The organism is Acinetobacter sp. AOR12_HL (genome assembly GCF_027855275.1).
In the GTDB taxonomy this organism is placed as follows: Bacteria; Pseudomonadota; Gammaproteobacteria; order Pseudomonadales; family Moraxellaceae; genus Acinetobacter; species Acinetobacter baumannii.
In genome coordinates this window covers 117039-130198 of record NZ_JAKTIJ010000010.1, presented here as the reverse complement: position 1 = coordinate 130198, position 13160 = coordinate 117039, and the positions used below count along the sequence as shown (strand labels likewise).

Below are 13160 nucleotides of genomic sequence, written 5' to 3'. Positions count from 1 at the left end.
AGGAAAGAGATTTACATGAATAAATTAAATAAATTAATGTTAGGGTTAGGCCTGACAGTAGCTTCAGTAGCAGCTAATGCAGCTGGTTATGGGGTAATTGATCTTGCTAAAGTTGTTGAAAGTAGTACTTATTTGAAACAGCAAAATGCAAGCTTAAACCAGTCTGTGAAACCAACTACAACTAAGCTTGAGCAATTAGGTAAAGAGTTAGAAGGGCTTCAACGTCAAGCGCAGACTCAAGGCCAAAAAATGAAAGAAGATGAGATTAAAAAATTACAATCTCAGTATCAATCGAAATTAAATGAGTTTAATTCAACACAGCAAGGCTTACAGTCAAGAGTTCAAACGAGCTTACAAAGTATGAATACAACTTTTGAGACTAGAGTTAAGCAAGCTGCTGAGCAATTACGTAAAGAAAATAATCTTGACTTTATTTTGAATAAAAATTCGACTGTTGCCTATGACGCTAAGTATGATTTAACTGATAAAATGATACAAAAGGTTAATTCAATGAAATAAATTAATGAAAGCGCAACAATATCGTTTAGATGAATTAGCTCACCTTGTTAAAGGTGAGCTAATTGGTGAAGGTAGTCTTCAATTTTCAAACTTGGCGAGTTTGGAAAATGCAGAGGTTAACCATCTTACTTTTGTGAATGGTGAGAAACATCTCGATCAAGCTAAAGTAAGCCGTGCGGGTGCTTACATTGTTACTTCAGCTTTAAAAGAGCATCTTCCTGAAAAAGATAATTTTATTATTGTTGATAATCCCTATCTTGCGTTTGCAATCCTTACCCATGTATTTGATAAAAAGATTAGCTCAACAGGCATAGAAAGCACTGCCCAAATTCATCCATCTGCTGTTATTTCCGAAACTGCTTATATTGGTCACTATGTGGTTATTGGTGAGAATTGTGTAGTTGGCGATAATACCGTCATTCAGTCACATACCAAACTTGATGATAATGTAGAAGTTGGAAAAGACTGTTTTATTGATTCTCATGTCACTATTACAGGTAGTTCTAAATTACGACATCGCGTCCGTATTCATTCAAGTACTGTCATTGGTGGAGAAGGTTTTGGTTTTGCTCCATATCAAGGAAAGTGGCATCGTATTGCTCAATTAGGTTCAGTTTTAATTGGAAATGATGTCCGAATTGGATCAAATTGTAGTATTGATAGAGGCGCACTTGATAATACAATTTTGGAAGATGGGGTTATTATTGATAACCTTGTGCAAATTGCACATAACGTCCATATTGGTTCAAATACTGCTATTGCAGCGAAGTGCGGTATTGCCGGAAGTACAAAAATTGGCAAAAACTGTATTCTAGCTGGGGCGTGTGGAGTGGCAGGACACCTTTCAATTGCTGATAATGTGACTTTGACTGGAATGTCAATGGTCACAAAAAATATTTCTGAAGCTGGAACTTACTCTTCGGGAACCGGATTATTTGAAAATAATCATTGGAAAAAGACGATTGTACGCTTGCGACAATTAGCAGATGTGCCATTGACCCAAATCACTAAACGACTTGATCATATACAAGCTCAAATAGAGTCTCTTGAATCAACTTTTAATTTGCGTAAATAGAATATTATGACCGAGTCTACTACACCTAAATTTGCCATCCCTGAATTACCAATGCAGATTCAAACGATTCGTCAATATTTGCCGCATCGTTACCCATTCTTATTGGTTGATCGTGTGACTGAAGTTACTGACAATAGTATTGTTGGTTATAAAAATGTTTCTATCAATGAAGAGTTCCTACAAGGGCATTTCCCAGAATATCCAATTATGCCTGGTGTTCTCATTGTTGAAGCATTAGCTCAAGTTTCAGGCGTTCTTGGTTTTATTATGAACAATGAAACGCCAAAACCAGGTTCATTATTCCTGTTTGCTGGTGCAGAAAGAGTTAGATTTAAAAAACAAGTAGTTGCAGGTGATCAACTTGTATTAAAATCTGAGTTGGTAATGCAGAAGCGCGGTATCTACAAATACAATTGTACAGCTAGCGTTGACGGCATTGTAGCAGCAACCGCTGAGATTATGATTTCACACCAAAAAACAGAGCAGGCATGAGCAATCACGATTTAATCCATTCTACCGCCATTATTGATCCATCTGCAGTGATTGCTTCAGATGTTCAAATAGGACCTTATTGTATTATTGGTCCTCAAGTGACTATTGGTGCTGGTACTAAATTACATTCTCATGTGGTTGTAGGTGGTTTTACCAGAATTGGCCAAAATAACGAAATCTTTCAATTTGCAAGTGTTGGTGAAGTTTGCCAAGACCTCAAATATAAAGGTGAAGAAACATGGCTTGAAATTGGTAACAATAATCTAATTCGCGAACATTGCAGCTTACATAGAGGTACGGTGCAAGATAATGCATTAACCAAGATAGGTAGTCATAACCTATTAATGGTAAATACACATATTGCACATGATTGTATCGTAGGTGACCATAATATCTTTGCTAATAATGTAGGTGTCGCTGGACATGTACATATTGGTGATCACGTTATTGTGGGTGGTAATTCTGGAATTCATCAATTCTGTAAGATCGATTCTTATAGCATGATTGGTGGGGCTTCTTTGATCCTTAAAGATGTTCCAGCCTATGTGATGGCGTCTGGTAACCCTGCACATGCGTTTGGTATAAATATTGAAGGTATGCGAAGAAAAGGTTGGTCTAAAAATACAATTCAAGGCTTAAGAGAAGCTTATAAATTGATATTTAAATCTGGATTAACTTCTGTTCAAGCTATTGACCAAATTAAAAGTGAAATTTTACCTTCAGTTCCAGAAGCTCAACTCTTGATTGATTCTCTTGAACAATCAGAGCGTGGAATTGTGCGCTAATCAAGAAGACATAAAAAAGACACTGTTTTAACAGTGTCTTTTTTTATAACTAAATTATTTGTTAAAGAATTTTGCTTCTTCAGACTTTGGATATTGGCTAAGTAACTTGTTCTTGTATTGATTTGCTGACACAGTATTCTTATCAACATCTTTAGCGATACTATAAAGTTGGTACAATGCTCGAGGTGCCTTACTTGAATTTGGGTATTGGTTAGCTACGACATTATAGTTTTTCTTTGCTTCATTATAATTTACTGGATCTGTCGCTAAATGAAACTCGGCTAACCAAAAATAAGCATTACCTGTATAGATACTATTAGGATGGTTTTTTATAAAGTTTTGCATTGGAGCAATTGCTTTTTTAGCACCGCCTTGTTTATACGCATCTAAAGCTACAGTATAAGCAGCTTTTTCTAATTCGAGGGAATTTGACTGGTTTTGCGCAGCAGCTGGTGCTGGTTGAGTAGTGGTTGTTGGTGCGCTAGGCTGCTGCTCAGAAGTTTGTGTGGCTGGTACTGCAGCTACTTTATTACTCTCTGTGGTTTGAGGGGCTGGTGCACTAGCAGGAGTAGTGTTATCGGATGTTGCATTCGAACTATCATCTTGTGTAGCACTGTCAGGGTCAACTTTTTGGTGTAATAATTCTAAACGTTGATCTAAGTCGGTATATCGGTTTGCTAGATCTTTCTTTAATTGCTCAATATCATTAGCTTGTTCTTCAAGCTGACCTCTTAATGTACGAATATCATTTTCTAATTGTTGGTTTTTTTGCATGAGTTCCCAGTTTAAATTTGTAGGAACTGAAATATTGCTTGAAGAAGTATTGGATGCACTACCATCATTTTGACTTAAACCACGAGACTCGATAGGGATATTTGCGTATAGAGAAGTGGTGCTCATTAAGGCAATAAATAATAAAGAATGCTTCTTCATTTGCATGTGTATAAATCCATAATTTTATATAAAAGCCACCTTGACACAGGAATATAAAAAACAATTCTCTAAATATCTAAGGTTTTTCATTGATCAATGCAATTAAAGCAGTTAACAGTTTAAATGCAAGGATAGTTTACAATCTTCAAGCATATTTTATGCAAAATAAGAAAAGAGCATAAGCTCAAGAAATTACATTTTTGGGGTTTAAAGCTATTTTTGCTGAGGAATTAATCAATCGAAACAAAAACTTGCCGAAAAAGGCAGAGAAGGGTTGCAACTCTTTTAAAAATCTCTATACTTTGTTTTGCAATGGTAGCCCCGCTGGTGGCTTCGCAATTGTACTCTGTGAACCCCGCCAGGACCGGAAGGTAGCAACGGTAGCAGATCTATGATGTGCCGAAGTTTTGCTAGTGGGGTTGCCACCATTCTTTTAATCCAATTTTCTTTGGATTGCTTTTAAAATTACATCTAAATCAAATCCTCTATATTGTAAGAATCTGATCTGTTTTGCTTTAAGTTTTGGATCTTTCTCTACAGCTTCTCCAAATTTTTTAACTTTAAGTTGATAAGCTTGTTCTACCCAATCAATTTCTTGAATTTCATCTGCAATTAAATCATTTTCAATTTGTTTAGTTTTTAAAGCTTGTTGAATCCGTTTCGGTCCTTTACCTTTACGAATTTGGCTTGCTAGCATTTGCTCAGCAACACGCTGATCACTCTGGTAATTTTGTTCAGATAATTCCTCAACCAGTTGTTTTACTTCTTCTATATTTTGTGCATAACGAGCTAATTTCTCGATAAGCTCTGCTTTAGAGTAATCTCGGCGAGTGAGTAAAGCAAAAGCATATGAGCGTAAACGTTGGCCAGTAAGAGGAGGGCGCTGCTGAGATTGCTCATCGTTTCTTTTGAACATATAAAACTCCTTGTAAAAAACGCCCCGAAGGGCGTTTTATGACTCATGTATAATTACGATTCTAATAAAAGATCTGGCTCTTCTTCATCTTCAATTTGAACTGCACCATTTGTGCCTGTAGTCAGCAATTGTTCACGGATATTACGTTCAATTTCTTCAGCTATTTGAGTATTTTCTTCAAAATAGCGAATTACATTGTTTTTACCTTGGCCAATTTTATTGCCTTGATATGAATACCATGCACCAGCTTTTTGTACGATATCCTGTTGTACAGCTAAATCTACAAGTTCACCTAGTTGGTTAGTACCTTTACCGTATAGAATTTGGAAAATAGCTTCTTTAAACGGAGGAGCCATTTTGTTCTTAACGACTTTAACTTTAGTTTCTGAACCAACAATTTCATCGCCTTCTTTTACTTGACCGATACGACGAATATCTAAACGAACTGAAGCGTAGAATTTAAGAGCGTTACCACCAGTGGTAGTTTCTGGGCTACCAAACATAACACCAATTTTCATACGAATCTGGTTAATGAAGATAACCATACAGTTTGAACGTTTAGCATTACCCGTAATTTTACGAAGTGCCTGGCTCATAAGACGCGCTTGTAGACCCATATGAGAGTCACCCATCTCACCTTCGATTTCTGCTTTAGGTGTAAGTGCAGCTACCGAGTCCACAACGATTAAATCAATTGCGCCTGAACGGACAAGCATGTCAGCAATTTCAAGTGCTTGCTCACCGTTGTCGGGTTGTGAAACAAGTAGGTTATCAATATCTACACCAAGCTTGCGTGCATATTGAGGGTCTAGGGCGTGCTCAGCATCGATGAAGGCACATGTACCACCAGATTTTTGACATTGAGCAATTGCTTGCAATGTCATTGTGGTTTTACCAGAAGATTCAGGACCATAAATTTCGATAATACGGCCTTTTGGTAAACCACCAATCCCCAATGCGATGTCTAAAGTTAAAGAACCTGTAGATACGGCTTCAACTGCTTGAACAGTGTTATCACCAAGACGCATAACCGTATTTTTACCAAATTGCTTCTCAATTTGGCTCAAAGCGGCTTGTAATGCTTTGCTTTTATTCTCATCCATCTCAAAAACCTCAATACTCTATGTTCATCACGTTTAACCCAAGTGGATGCATTGAATCTCAACTTGTTTCACAGGGCTAATAGTGACAGATTTTTTCTCTAGCTTCTATATATTGTATATGTGAGTGCGACACAACTCGACGTTTTTATTCATCATTATAAGACCAGTGATCTTCATAATGTTGATCATTATCCTGTTTAAACCGATTGATTTGTCGCCGATCTTTCTTGCTTGGTCTATGGTCAGGTCGTGCTAGATTATGCAATTTTCGTTGGGAAGCAATCAACTCCCGTCTTGCAATACTTACTTCTGTTTCTTCATAAAGTTGTTGTGCAACAGGGGCCGGTCCTCGGGTATTGGAGAGCGCTTTAACAACAACTGTTTTTTTATCGAAACCTTGTTGAACAACGAGCTCCATACCGACACGAATTTCTTTAGAAACTTTTACACGTTCATTATTGTGATGTACTTTACCCCCTTCAATTGCAGCTTTAGCAATAGAACGGGTTTTAAAAAAACGTGCTGCCCACAACCATTTGTCGACACGCATGGTTTCTACAGCATCGTCTTCACGCAATTTTGACATCATTATCCTTTCTATCAATTTGATTCAAAATAGACAGTAGCTCTGTAAGCTGATCTAGAGCTTTATACTCTAAATCTTGTGGCTGTCTTATACTCTTAAGACTTGAGGGCTGTAAGATAGTAAACAAGTGTCTTATACCAAATTTTTCTGCAGTTTTTAAAACAGGAAGAGTGTCATCTAAAAAAATAGTGCTTTCTGGCGCAAAATGATGCAAGCGTTGCAACTCTTTCCAGAATTGGATGTCTTCTTTTGCGTAACCAATTTGTTCGCTAGATACGATGACTTCAAAAAAATCTTGGATAGGAACGTTATCAAGCTTTAATTTTAGGCTTGCACAGTCAGCATTGGTGACTAGCCAACATTGATAATCTTGTGCTTTTAAAGCGCTGAGCAGCTCCATGCATCCTGACCTCGCTTTAATTTTATGCTGAAATTCTTGCTGGAGCTTTAAAACATCCACGCCAGTTGTTTGTGTCCAGAAGTTTGATGAGTACCAAGCAAGCGTATGTTTATGGCTGCGATAAAACTGGTTTAATATTTCTTGACTCTCAGTTAAAGATAGATGATGTGTTTCAGAATGTCTTTTAGGTAAGCATTCGTTCCAGATAAAGTCATCAAAAGCCAAATCTAGTAAAGTTCCATCCATGTCAAACAGCACTACCTTATTCATGTTGCGAACGCTCCAGCTTTAAATATACATGGAAGAAATTAGCTTAAGATTATAAACATTAAAGCCTCAAAAACAGATTGATTTGTTGTTATCTCATCATTTTAAAGTTCTAAAGATATTTTACTTTTGATATATTATTTCAATAATTAATGATAACGAGTGAATTAAAAAATGAAAAATTCTAATTTCTTTGTTGTTTTTATCGGTTCTATTTGTTTTGCGTTTAGTGCAAATACATTGGCACAAAATACAGCTGCAGTTTTTTCACCTAAAAGAGGTGTAGTCTGTGATAAATACATTTGTGCAGATAAAAAGGGCGTTTCCAAATCCTTAACTAATCAATATTTAGGTGCAAAAAAAGCAAAACAAGCTTTTTCACAAGGTGACTTTGATACATCTGCTTTTACTTTTTCTAATGGTGTATTTTGTGATACCACTACTAAATTGTGCCATGTGAATAAATTTTTTGAAAATGGTCATAGAAGTAGAGTAGATAAAAAAATGACTGATAAAATTTTTAAAAATAGGTAGTTGTATGAGTTGTAAATTAGTTTTTTGATACTTTTTTGCGTTTCTATACTTTATATGAAATTATCATTATTAAATATTATTAAAAGTTGGAATAAAAGTGGGATTATATACAATTAGATATGGTTATCGTAACAACAGTTTTTTTATTGCTTCAAACACGGCTGGGCAGTTTATTGTGATTGATGCATTAGGAGCAGATTTCCAAATTGGTCATCAAATTTCTTATGAAGGGAGCAAAATAATAAACGAAACATTAAATGATGAAACGGATGCAAAAGTTCATCTTGAGAGCAACGAAAAAGAAGCTTATGAGTATTTACGGACAATGAAATAATCATCTCGTTATTTTGATTTACATAGGATACGTATTGGCAAACATTTTATAAATTGAACTCTACTTATTTAAAGTTATATTAAAAATCATTTGAATAACAATTTAGAGTAGGCGATGAAAATTGGATTTATTGGAGGAGCCAATGATGGCATAGTGATCAATGCTGCCAATGGTATTGATACTTATAAACTTGAATGGCATTACAAGGCTGAGAAGCATTGTGAAGAACAGCCATCATTAGGGCTAAATGGCCCTGAATATGACTATTACAATTTATTAATTTTGAGAAAAAATAAAGAGGCAAAACTTTTCTACGTTTTAACTACCATGGACAAAGAAGATATTGCGGATAAGATTAATGAGTATTGGGAGTATTCCACCTCTGTAGGTTATGACTTTGATGAGTAATAACCATTTTAACTCATTGAAATATTTTTATTTATATCACTATTTAACTGAATTATAACTCAAGCTTAGGATGATATATTTCATAAAGAACATGCTTTTGTAAGGCATGTTCATCTGGAAGCCTGGGATGATTAAAGTATTTAACTTTGCGCATTCCTAGTCTTTCCATCACGGCTTGAGATGGCTTATTCACTGTTGCTGTGAAAGAAACCACTTTATCTTTATTGAGAATATTAAAGGCATAGTCCAATGCTGCTTTTGCTCCTTCAGTGGCATAACCTTTTTTCCAGTGTTCTGTAGCAATTCTCCATCCAATTTCAATGCAGGGAGAAAAATCAAATTGTTCTGGTTGGTTGTGTAAGCCAATAAAGCCTATAAATTCTTGAGTTTCTTTTAATCCTACCGCCCAAAATCCCCAGCCATTTTCATCAATAAGAGCTGATATTCTTTGAATTAAACTTATACTTTCAGTAGCAGATAAAAGCTTTTGGAAAAAACGCATAACATCTTCGTCTAAACCCATTTTGATAAATGGCTCTGAATCAGACTCTTTCCATTGTCTTAAGATTAAACGTTCAGTTTCGATCATAGTAAAAATTCTTTAACGAGAGTTTTTTAATTTTAGCTAAATATTCTACAGCGGCTTTTGTATAATTTTCTGTAAGATAATTTTTGAGTTAATGCTTACCACACCTTTAATTTTATTGAGTGTATTAATAACAAAATGAGAAAAAGAGTTTAGATCTTTAGTGGCAACGTGCAGTACATAATTAGATTCACCTGTAATGATATAGGCATTGATGACTTCATCAAAATTCTTGATTTGGCTTAAAAAAAAGTTGTGGTCATTTTCGGTGAGTTGAGCAAGTTTTATTTCAACTATCGCCTCAATTTTTATACCTAATTTTTCATAATTAACTTTTGCTTGATATTTTTCAATGATTCCGTTGGTTTCTAAAATTTTGACGCGTCTGTGACAAGCAGATGCTGAAAGATTAACAAGATCAGCAAGTTCTTGGTTACTTAAACGGGCATTGTCTTGTAAATATTTCAAAATTTTTAGATCGATTGCATCTACATTCATTTTCGAATTTCATCCATATTTTTTAATTTTAATTAGAATTTTATACGAAAATAGCTATTTTTGATCAAATATTATCGAATAAATCGTACAAATTGACGTGATAAAATTCAAATACAAAGGAAATGTAGAAATAGGTGCAATACCAAATGATTACTCGTGAACAGTGTTTGTATTGGGATCAGGAAGATGAACTCAAAAAATTTAAAGATGAATTTGCATTGCCAGAAGGCGTCATTTATTTAGATGGTAACTCTTTAGGTGCTAGACCAAAGAAATCTTTGGCTGTCGCTCAGCATATTATTTCCCAAGAATGGGGAGAAGATCTGATCAATAGCTGGAATAAGGCAGACTGGTGGGGGTTACCAACACGGCTGGGTGACAAAGTCGCTAAACTGATTGGTGCGGAACAAGGTGAAGTTGTTATTTCAGATTCAACTACACTGAACTTATTTAAAGTTTTATCTGCAGCGGTAAAAATTCAGGCTGATAAATTCCCTGAACACAAAATTATTGTGGCAGAAAAAGATGCTTTTCCAACAGATATTTACATTATTGAAGGTTTCATTGACTTAATTCAAAAGGGCTATCAGGTTGAATTAATTGATGGTGTAGAAGACTTATCTCGTGCTTTAGAGAAAGATGTTGCTGTAGTAGTACTTTCCCATGTGAATTACCGCACTGGTTATTTTTATGATATGGCATCTATTAATGAACAAATTCACTCTAAAGATGCTTTGGTGATTTGGGATTTATGCCACTCAGTCGGTGCGGTTCCTATGCACCTTAATCAAACTGATAGTGATTTTGCGATTGGTTGTACCTATAAATATTTAAATGGTGGCCCTGGTTCTCCTGCATTGCTCTGGGTCAATGAAAAGCATCGTGATCAGTTCTGGCAGCCTTTATCTGGTTGGTGGAGTCATAAAAAACCATTTGATATGGCACAGCATTATGAGCCAGCGAATAGTATCCGCCGATATTTATGTGGGACTCAGCCAGTTATTTCTATGAGTCTGATTGAATGCGGAGTGGATATTTTTCTGCATGCTGATATGCAAAAAATCCGTGAGAAATCTTTGAAATTAACAGATTTATTTATTCAATTGGTACATCAAGAATGTTCTGAATTCGGATTTGAGTTAATTACGCCTTTAGATCATAAGCATCGTGGTAGCCATGTTAGTTATCGTCATGAATTCGGTTATGAAATTATTCAGGCACTTATTGCACGCGGTGTGATTGGTGATTATCGGGAACCTGCAGTCTTGAGATTTGGTATTACCCCTTTGTATCTGGGCTTTGAAGATATTTGGAAGGCAGTACAGCACTTAAAAGAAACCATGCTGAATAGTGAATGGAAAAACAAGCAGTATTTAGTTCGCGGTGAAGTGACCTGATTTTAAGGAATCAAAATAAAACAAATGGCTAGGAGGGCCTATGAGTAGTTTTGATGAAATACAAAATAGAGAAGCTGGGCTGCATAAAAAGTTATCTGCAAAACAGATGGGGATGATTGCCATTGGTGGAGCAATTGGAACCGGATTGTTTATGGGAAGCAAATTTGCAATTAGCTTTGCAGGTCCCGCAGTCATCGTCAGCTATGCGATTGGTGGTTTAATTGCTTTTGCGCTTATGGCTTGTTTGGCTGAAATGACAGTTCAGCATCCTACTTCGGGCTCATTTGGTGCATATGCAGAACATTATATAAGTCCACTTGCTGGCTTCTTAGTTCGCTACTGTTACTGGGCTTGTATTGTGCTGGCGGTAGGTACAGAGATTACCGCCGTTGCTGATTATATGAAGCTCTGGTTCCCGAATGTAGGCTCTTGGGTCTGGATTGGATTTTTTTCACTGACCTTACTTGTTGTAAATGCCTATAGTGTTAAAGCTTTTGGACTAGTGGAATACTGGTTTTCCACAATTAAAGTTTTTGCCATTATTGTGTTTATTCTTTTGTCTATTGGTATCTTGACGCAAAGCAATCAGGAAATAACACAAGTTGTAACTCATTTATCAGGACATGGGGGCTTTTTTCCAAATGGCTTTAGTGGGGTCTGGATTGGAGTAATCATTTCAATATTTAGTTATTTAAGTATAGAAATGATTGCTGTCGCGGCTGGCGAAGCTAAAGACCCAGAAAAGGCAGTTAAAAAAGCATTCAAAAGCACAGCACTTCGACTCATTTTGTTTTATTTATTGTCCTTATTCCTAATCGTTACTTTGGTGCCGTGGACTGTTTTGATTGGAGCAGATGCAACAAGCCCTTTTGTTATGGTCATGAAGATTGTCGGTATCCCGTATGCGGATAGCATTTTAAACTTTATTGTAATTGTAGCTGCCTTATCAGCTATGAATAGCATGCTTTATATTTCAACTCGTATGCTGTTTAGCTTGTCACGTGCAGGTGATGCCCCAAAAGTCTTTGGTCGAATTAGTAGTAATGGGGTACCGGTAAATGCGCTGTTGTTATCTGCGGTAGGGATTGGTATTGCTAGTATTGTTTATACGATTAATCCAGCTTCCGCATTTCCAATTATGATTGCGCTATCCATGTTTGGTGCGTTGTTCACGTGGGGAAGTATATTTGTGACTCATATATTTTTTAGAAGACATATGGTTCAGCAAAATATACAACTAAAATTTAAAATTCCTGCTAGTCGATTTATCTCTTTGTTTGGGTTTATTGCGATTTTAAGCATTACAGTGACTACCTGGTTTACCAGTGAATTTAAGTCTACTTTACAATTTGGCGTACCTTTAGTTCTGGTTCTTATATTTTTCTATTATTTGAAACGTTCTACCGTAAAGTTAAATCTCAACTCTAGTGAAGAAACATTGAAGTGATTGGTATATGAGAAGGTATGACAATGCTACAACGGTAGAGAATGAAGGTGAAATACTAGCAGGCTTCCAATACAGAAGCTTGCTGAGTTATCAGGCCTATGATCATATAAAAGATATAAAGTACGGTTCAAAGAACCGATCAATTCTGGATTTTTTTCCTCTAGAACATGTCAATAAAACCGTAATTTTTATACATGGGGGATATTGGCAGTGGTGTGATAAATCGGACTTTGCCTTTATAGCGCCGTACATATTAGCAAAAGGAGCGCAGTGTGTACTTTTAGAATATGACTTGGCTCCTCAAAGTCATATTTCACAAATCGTTGCTCAAACTCAACAAGCGCTCGATTTTATCGCTGAACAAAATTGGAAAACAGACGAAGTAGTATTGGTCGGCCATTCAGCAGGTGCTCATCTTGGTGCTTTATGTTTAAACCATCCGTTATTATCCAAGGCAACTTTATTAAGTGGGATTTATGATTTATTACCTATACAAGAGACTCATTTAAATCACGCTTTAAACTTATCGCAAGAGGATATTTTGAAATATAGTCCTATTCATCAGCAGGAACAGATCAATATTCCTTGTACGATTTTGTGTGGTGGATTAGAACTTAGTGAATTAAAATGGCAAAGTCAAAATTATTTTGAGTATCGACTTAGTCAAGGTGACGATATGATTTCTTTTGAAATTATTCCTGAAATTAACCATTACTCTATTTTAGAGCACTATTTTAAATTTATATTTAAGTGAGAAATTAAGTTTGAGTTAGCCTTGGTAAACATAGGGTAAGTTGATTTAAATATTATAGAAACAATAGGTGGCTGGAAAATCATGAAAAGTTATCTTATTTATAATATTAAGTTCAGCTAATAAAAT

General features: G+C 35.8%; 17 protein-coding genes and 1 other RNA gene. 11 read left to right on the top strand and 7 right to left on the bottom strand.

From position 1 onward, the window contains the following. Nucleotides 1–15 precede the first annotated feature (15 nt). From MKL36_RS03770 to lpxA, 4 genes are read left to right on the top strand one after another with little or no spacing between them, the layout of a single operon-like run. On the top strand, nucleotides 16–519 hold the full coding sequence (locus MKL36_RS03770; RefSeq protein ID WP_001037943.1) for an OmpH family outer membrane protein: 504 nt from the start codon (nucleotides 16–18) through the stop codon (nucleotides 517–519). 4 nt (nucleotides 520–523) lie between these two features. Further along, nucleotides 524–1594, top strand: a complete 1071-nt coding sequence (lpxD, locus tag MKL36_RS03765) for a UDP-3-O-(3-hydroxymyristoyl)glucosamine N-acyltransferase (protein ID WP_021511187.1) — start codon at nucleotides 524–526, stop codon at nucleotides 1592–1594. A gap of 6 nt (nucleotides 1595–1600) precedes the next feature. Beyond that, nucleotides 1601–2086: a 3-hydroxyacyl-ACP dehydratase FabZ gene (gene fabZ, locus MKL36_RS03760; protein ID WP_000140523.1), complete on the top strand. Its 486-nt coding sequence runs from the start codon at nucleotides 1601–1603 to the stop codon at nucleotides 2084–2086. Continuing rightward, nucleotides 2083–2871, top strand: a complete 789-nt coding sequence (gene lpxA / locus MKL36_RS03755; RefSeq protein WP_000064875.1) for an acyl-ACP--UDP-N-acetylglucosamine O-acyltransferase — start codon at nucleotides 2083–2085, stop codon at nucleotides 2869–2871. The genes fabZ and lpxA overlap by 4 nt, the downstream gene beginning before the upstream one ends. Before the next feature lie 54 nt (nucleotides 2872–2925). Here the strand turns inward: lpxA and MKL36_RS03750 are convergent, their stop codons facing one another. Continuing rightward, a complete protein-coding gene (locus MKL36_RS03750) occupies nucleotides 2926–3810 on the bottom strand; it encodes a YbgF trimerization domain-containing protein (RefSeq protein WP_001178068.1) in 885 nt (294 codons plus the stop codon). Nucleotides 3811–4126: 316 nt separating this feature from the next. Between MKL36_RS03750 and ffs the strand changes: the two genes are divergently transcribed. Next, nucleotides 4127–4223: signal recognition particle sRNA small type (gene ffs / locus MKL36_RS03745), an RNA gene on the top strand. A 14-nt stretch (nucleotides 4224–4237) separates the two neighbouring features. On the opposite strand, the gene MKL36_RS03740 is transcribed toward ffs, so the two are convergent. From MKL36_RS03740 to MKL36_RS03725, 4 genes are all read right to left on the bottom strand, one after another. Then, complete coding sequence (locus tag MKL36_RS03740) at nucleotides 4238–4720, bottom strand: regulatory protein RecX (protein ID WP_000476756.1); 483 nt, start codon at nucleotides 4718–4720, stop codon at nucleotides 4238–4240. Between the two features lie 53 nt (nucleotides 4721–4773). Further along, complete coding sequence (recA, locus tag MKL36_RS03735) at nucleotides 4774–5823, bottom strand: recombinase RecA (protein ID WP_000344169.1); 1050 nt, start codon at nucleotides 5821–5823, stop codon at nucleotides 4774–4776. A 145-nt stretch (nucleotides 5824–5968) separates the two neighbouring features. After that, on the bottom strand, nucleotides 5969–6409 hold the full coding sequence (locus MKL36_RS03730; RefSeq protein ID WP_000040959.1) for an RNA-binding S4 domain-containing protein: 441 nt from the start codon (nucleotides 6407–6409) through the stop codon (nucleotides 5969–5971). Continuing rightward, nucleotides 6393–7079 (bottom strand): HAD-IA family hydrolase, encoded by a 687-nt coding sequence (locus MKL36_RS03725; protein ID WP_001045479.1) that lies wholly within the window; start codon nucleotides 7077–7079, stop codon nucleotides 6393–6395. Before MKL36_RS03725 ends, MKL36_RS03730 begins: the two co-directional genes overlap by 17 nt. 171 nt (nucleotides 7080–7250) lie before the next feature. Between MKL36_RS03725 and MKL36_RS03720 the strand changes: the two genes are divergently transcribed. From MKL36_RS03720 to MKL36_RS03710, 3 genes are all read left to right on the top strand, one after another. Next, on the top strand, nucleotides 7251–7610 hold the full coding sequence (locus MKL36_RS03720; protein WP_000798357.1) for a YcgJ family protein: 360 nt from the start codon (nucleotides 7251–7253) through the stop codon (nucleotides 7608–7610). Nucleotides 7611–7707: 97 nt separating this feature from the next. Next, nucleotides 7708–7944: a hypothetical protein gene (locus MKL36_RS03715; protein ID WP_000525041.1), complete on the top strand. Its 237-nt coding sequence runs from the start codon at nucleotides 7708–7710 to the stop codon at nucleotides 7942–7944. A 114-nt stretch (nucleotides 7945–8058) separates the two neighbouring features. After that, a complete protein-coding gene (locus MKL36_RS03710; RefSeq protein WP_000689660.1) occupies nucleotides 8059–8352 on the top strand; it encodes a hypothetical protein in 294 nt (97 codons plus the stop codon). Nucleotides 8353–8404: 52 nt separating this feature from the next. Here MKL36_RS03710 and MKL36_RS03705 read toward each other — a convergent pair whose 3' ends face one another. Continuing rightward, entirely contained in the window at nucleotides 8405–8941 is a 537-nt protein-coding gene (locus MKL36_RS03705) for a GNAT family N-acetyltransferase (protein WP_021511188.1), read from the bottom strand. Nucleotides 8942–8986: 45 nt separating this feature from the next. Further along, nucleotides 8987–9436 carry an Lrp/AsnC family transcriptional regulator GigD gene (gene gigD, locus MKL36_RS03700; protein WP_001099948.1) on the bottom strand — a complete coding sequence of 150 codons (450 nt, stop codon included), beginning with the start codon at nucleotides 9434–9436 and terminating at the stop codon, nucleotides 8987–8989. Between the two features lie 146 nt (nucleotides 9437–9582). On the opposite strand from gigD, the gene kynU reads away from it, so the two are divergent. From kynU to MKL36_RS03685, 3 genes are read left to right on the top strand one after another with little or no spacing between them, the layout of a single operon-like run. Next, nucleotides 9583–10833: a kynureninase gene (kynU, locus tag MKL36_RS03695; RefSeq protein WP_000632787.1), complete on the top strand. Its 1251-nt coding sequence runs from the start codon at nucleotides 9583–9585 to the stop codon at nucleotides 10831–10833. Nucleotides 10834–10873: 40 nt separating this feature from the next. After that, entirely contained in the window at nucleotides 10874–12280 is a 1407-nt protein-coding gene (locus MKL36_RS03690; protein ID WP_021511190.1) for an amino acid permease, read from the top strand. 7 nt (nucleotides 12281–12287) lie between these two features. Then, the gene (locus tag MKL36_RS03685) at nucleotides 12288–13034 is read left to right on the top strand and encodes an alpha/beta hydrolase (protein WP_031222814.1); all 747 of its coding nucleotides are present in this window, start codon (nucleotides 12288–12290) and stop codon (nucleotides 13032–13034) included. The last annotated feature ends 126 nt before the right edge of the window (nucleotides 13035–13160 follow it).

Bases quoted from the DNA above. Each gene is read 5' to 3' on its own strand.
- MKL36_RS03740 (WP_000476756.1), bottom strand. From the start codon at position 4,720: ATGTTCAAAAGAAACGATGAGCAATCTCAGCAGCGCCCTCCTCTTACT.
- recA (WP_000344169.1), bottom strand. From the start codon at position 5,823: ATGGATGAGAATAAAAGCAAAGCATTACAAGCCGCTTTGAGCCAAATT.
- MKL36_RS03710 (WP_000689660.1), top strand. From the start codon at position 8,059: ATGAAAATTGGATTTATTGGAGGAGCCAATGATGGCATAGTGATCAAT.
- lpxA (WP_000064875.1), top strand. From the start codon at position 2,083: ATGAGCAATCACGATTTAATCCATTCTACCGCCATTATTGATCCATCT.
- MKL36_RS03690 (WP_021511190.1), top strand. From the start codon at position 10,874: ATGAGTAGTTTTGATGAAATACAAAATAGAGAAGCTGGGCTGCATAAA.
- MKL36_RS03725 (WP_001045479.1), bottom strand. From the start codon at position 7,079: ATGAATAAGGTAGTGCTGTTTGACATGGATGGAACTTTACTAGATTTG.
- MKL36_RS03770 (WP_001037943.1), top strand. From the start codon at position 16: ATGAATAAATTAAATAAATTAATGTTAGGGTTAGGCCTGACAGTAGCT.
- fabZ (WP_000140523.1), top strand. From the start codon at position 1,601: ATGACCGAGTCTACTACACCTAAATTTGCCATCCCTGAATTACCAATG.
- MKL36_RS03730 (WP_000040959.1), bottom strand. From the start codon at position 6,409: ATGTCAAAATTGCGTGAAGACGATGCTGTAGAAACCATGCGTGTCGAC.
- gigD (WP_001099948.1), bottom strand. From the start codon at position 9,436: ATGAATGTAGATGCAATCGATCTAAAAATTTTGAAATATTTACAAGAC.
- lpxD (WP_021511187.1), top strand. From the start codon at position 524: ATGAAAGCGCAACAATATCGTTTAGATGAATTAGCTCACCTTGTTAAA.
- kynU (WP_000632787.1), top strand. From the start codon at position 9,583: ATGATTACTCGTGAACAGTGTTTGTATTGGGATCAGGAAGATGAACTC.
- MKL36_RS03750 (WP_001178068.1), bottom strand. From the start codon at position 3,810: ATGCAAATGAAGAAGCATTCTTTATTATTTATTGCCTTAATGAGCACC.
- MKL36_RS03720 (WP_000798357.1), top strand. From the start codon at position 7,251: ATGAAAAATTCTAATTTCTTTGTTGTTTTTATCGGTTCTATTTGTTTT.
- MKL36_RS03705 (WP_021511188.1), bottom strand. From the start codon at position 8,941: ATGATCGAAACTGAACGTTTAATCTTAAGACAATGGAAAGAGTCTGAT.
- MKL36_RS03685 (WP_031222814.1), top strand. From the start codon at position 12,288: ATGAGAAGGTATGACAATGCTACAACGGTAGAGAATGAAGGTGAAATA.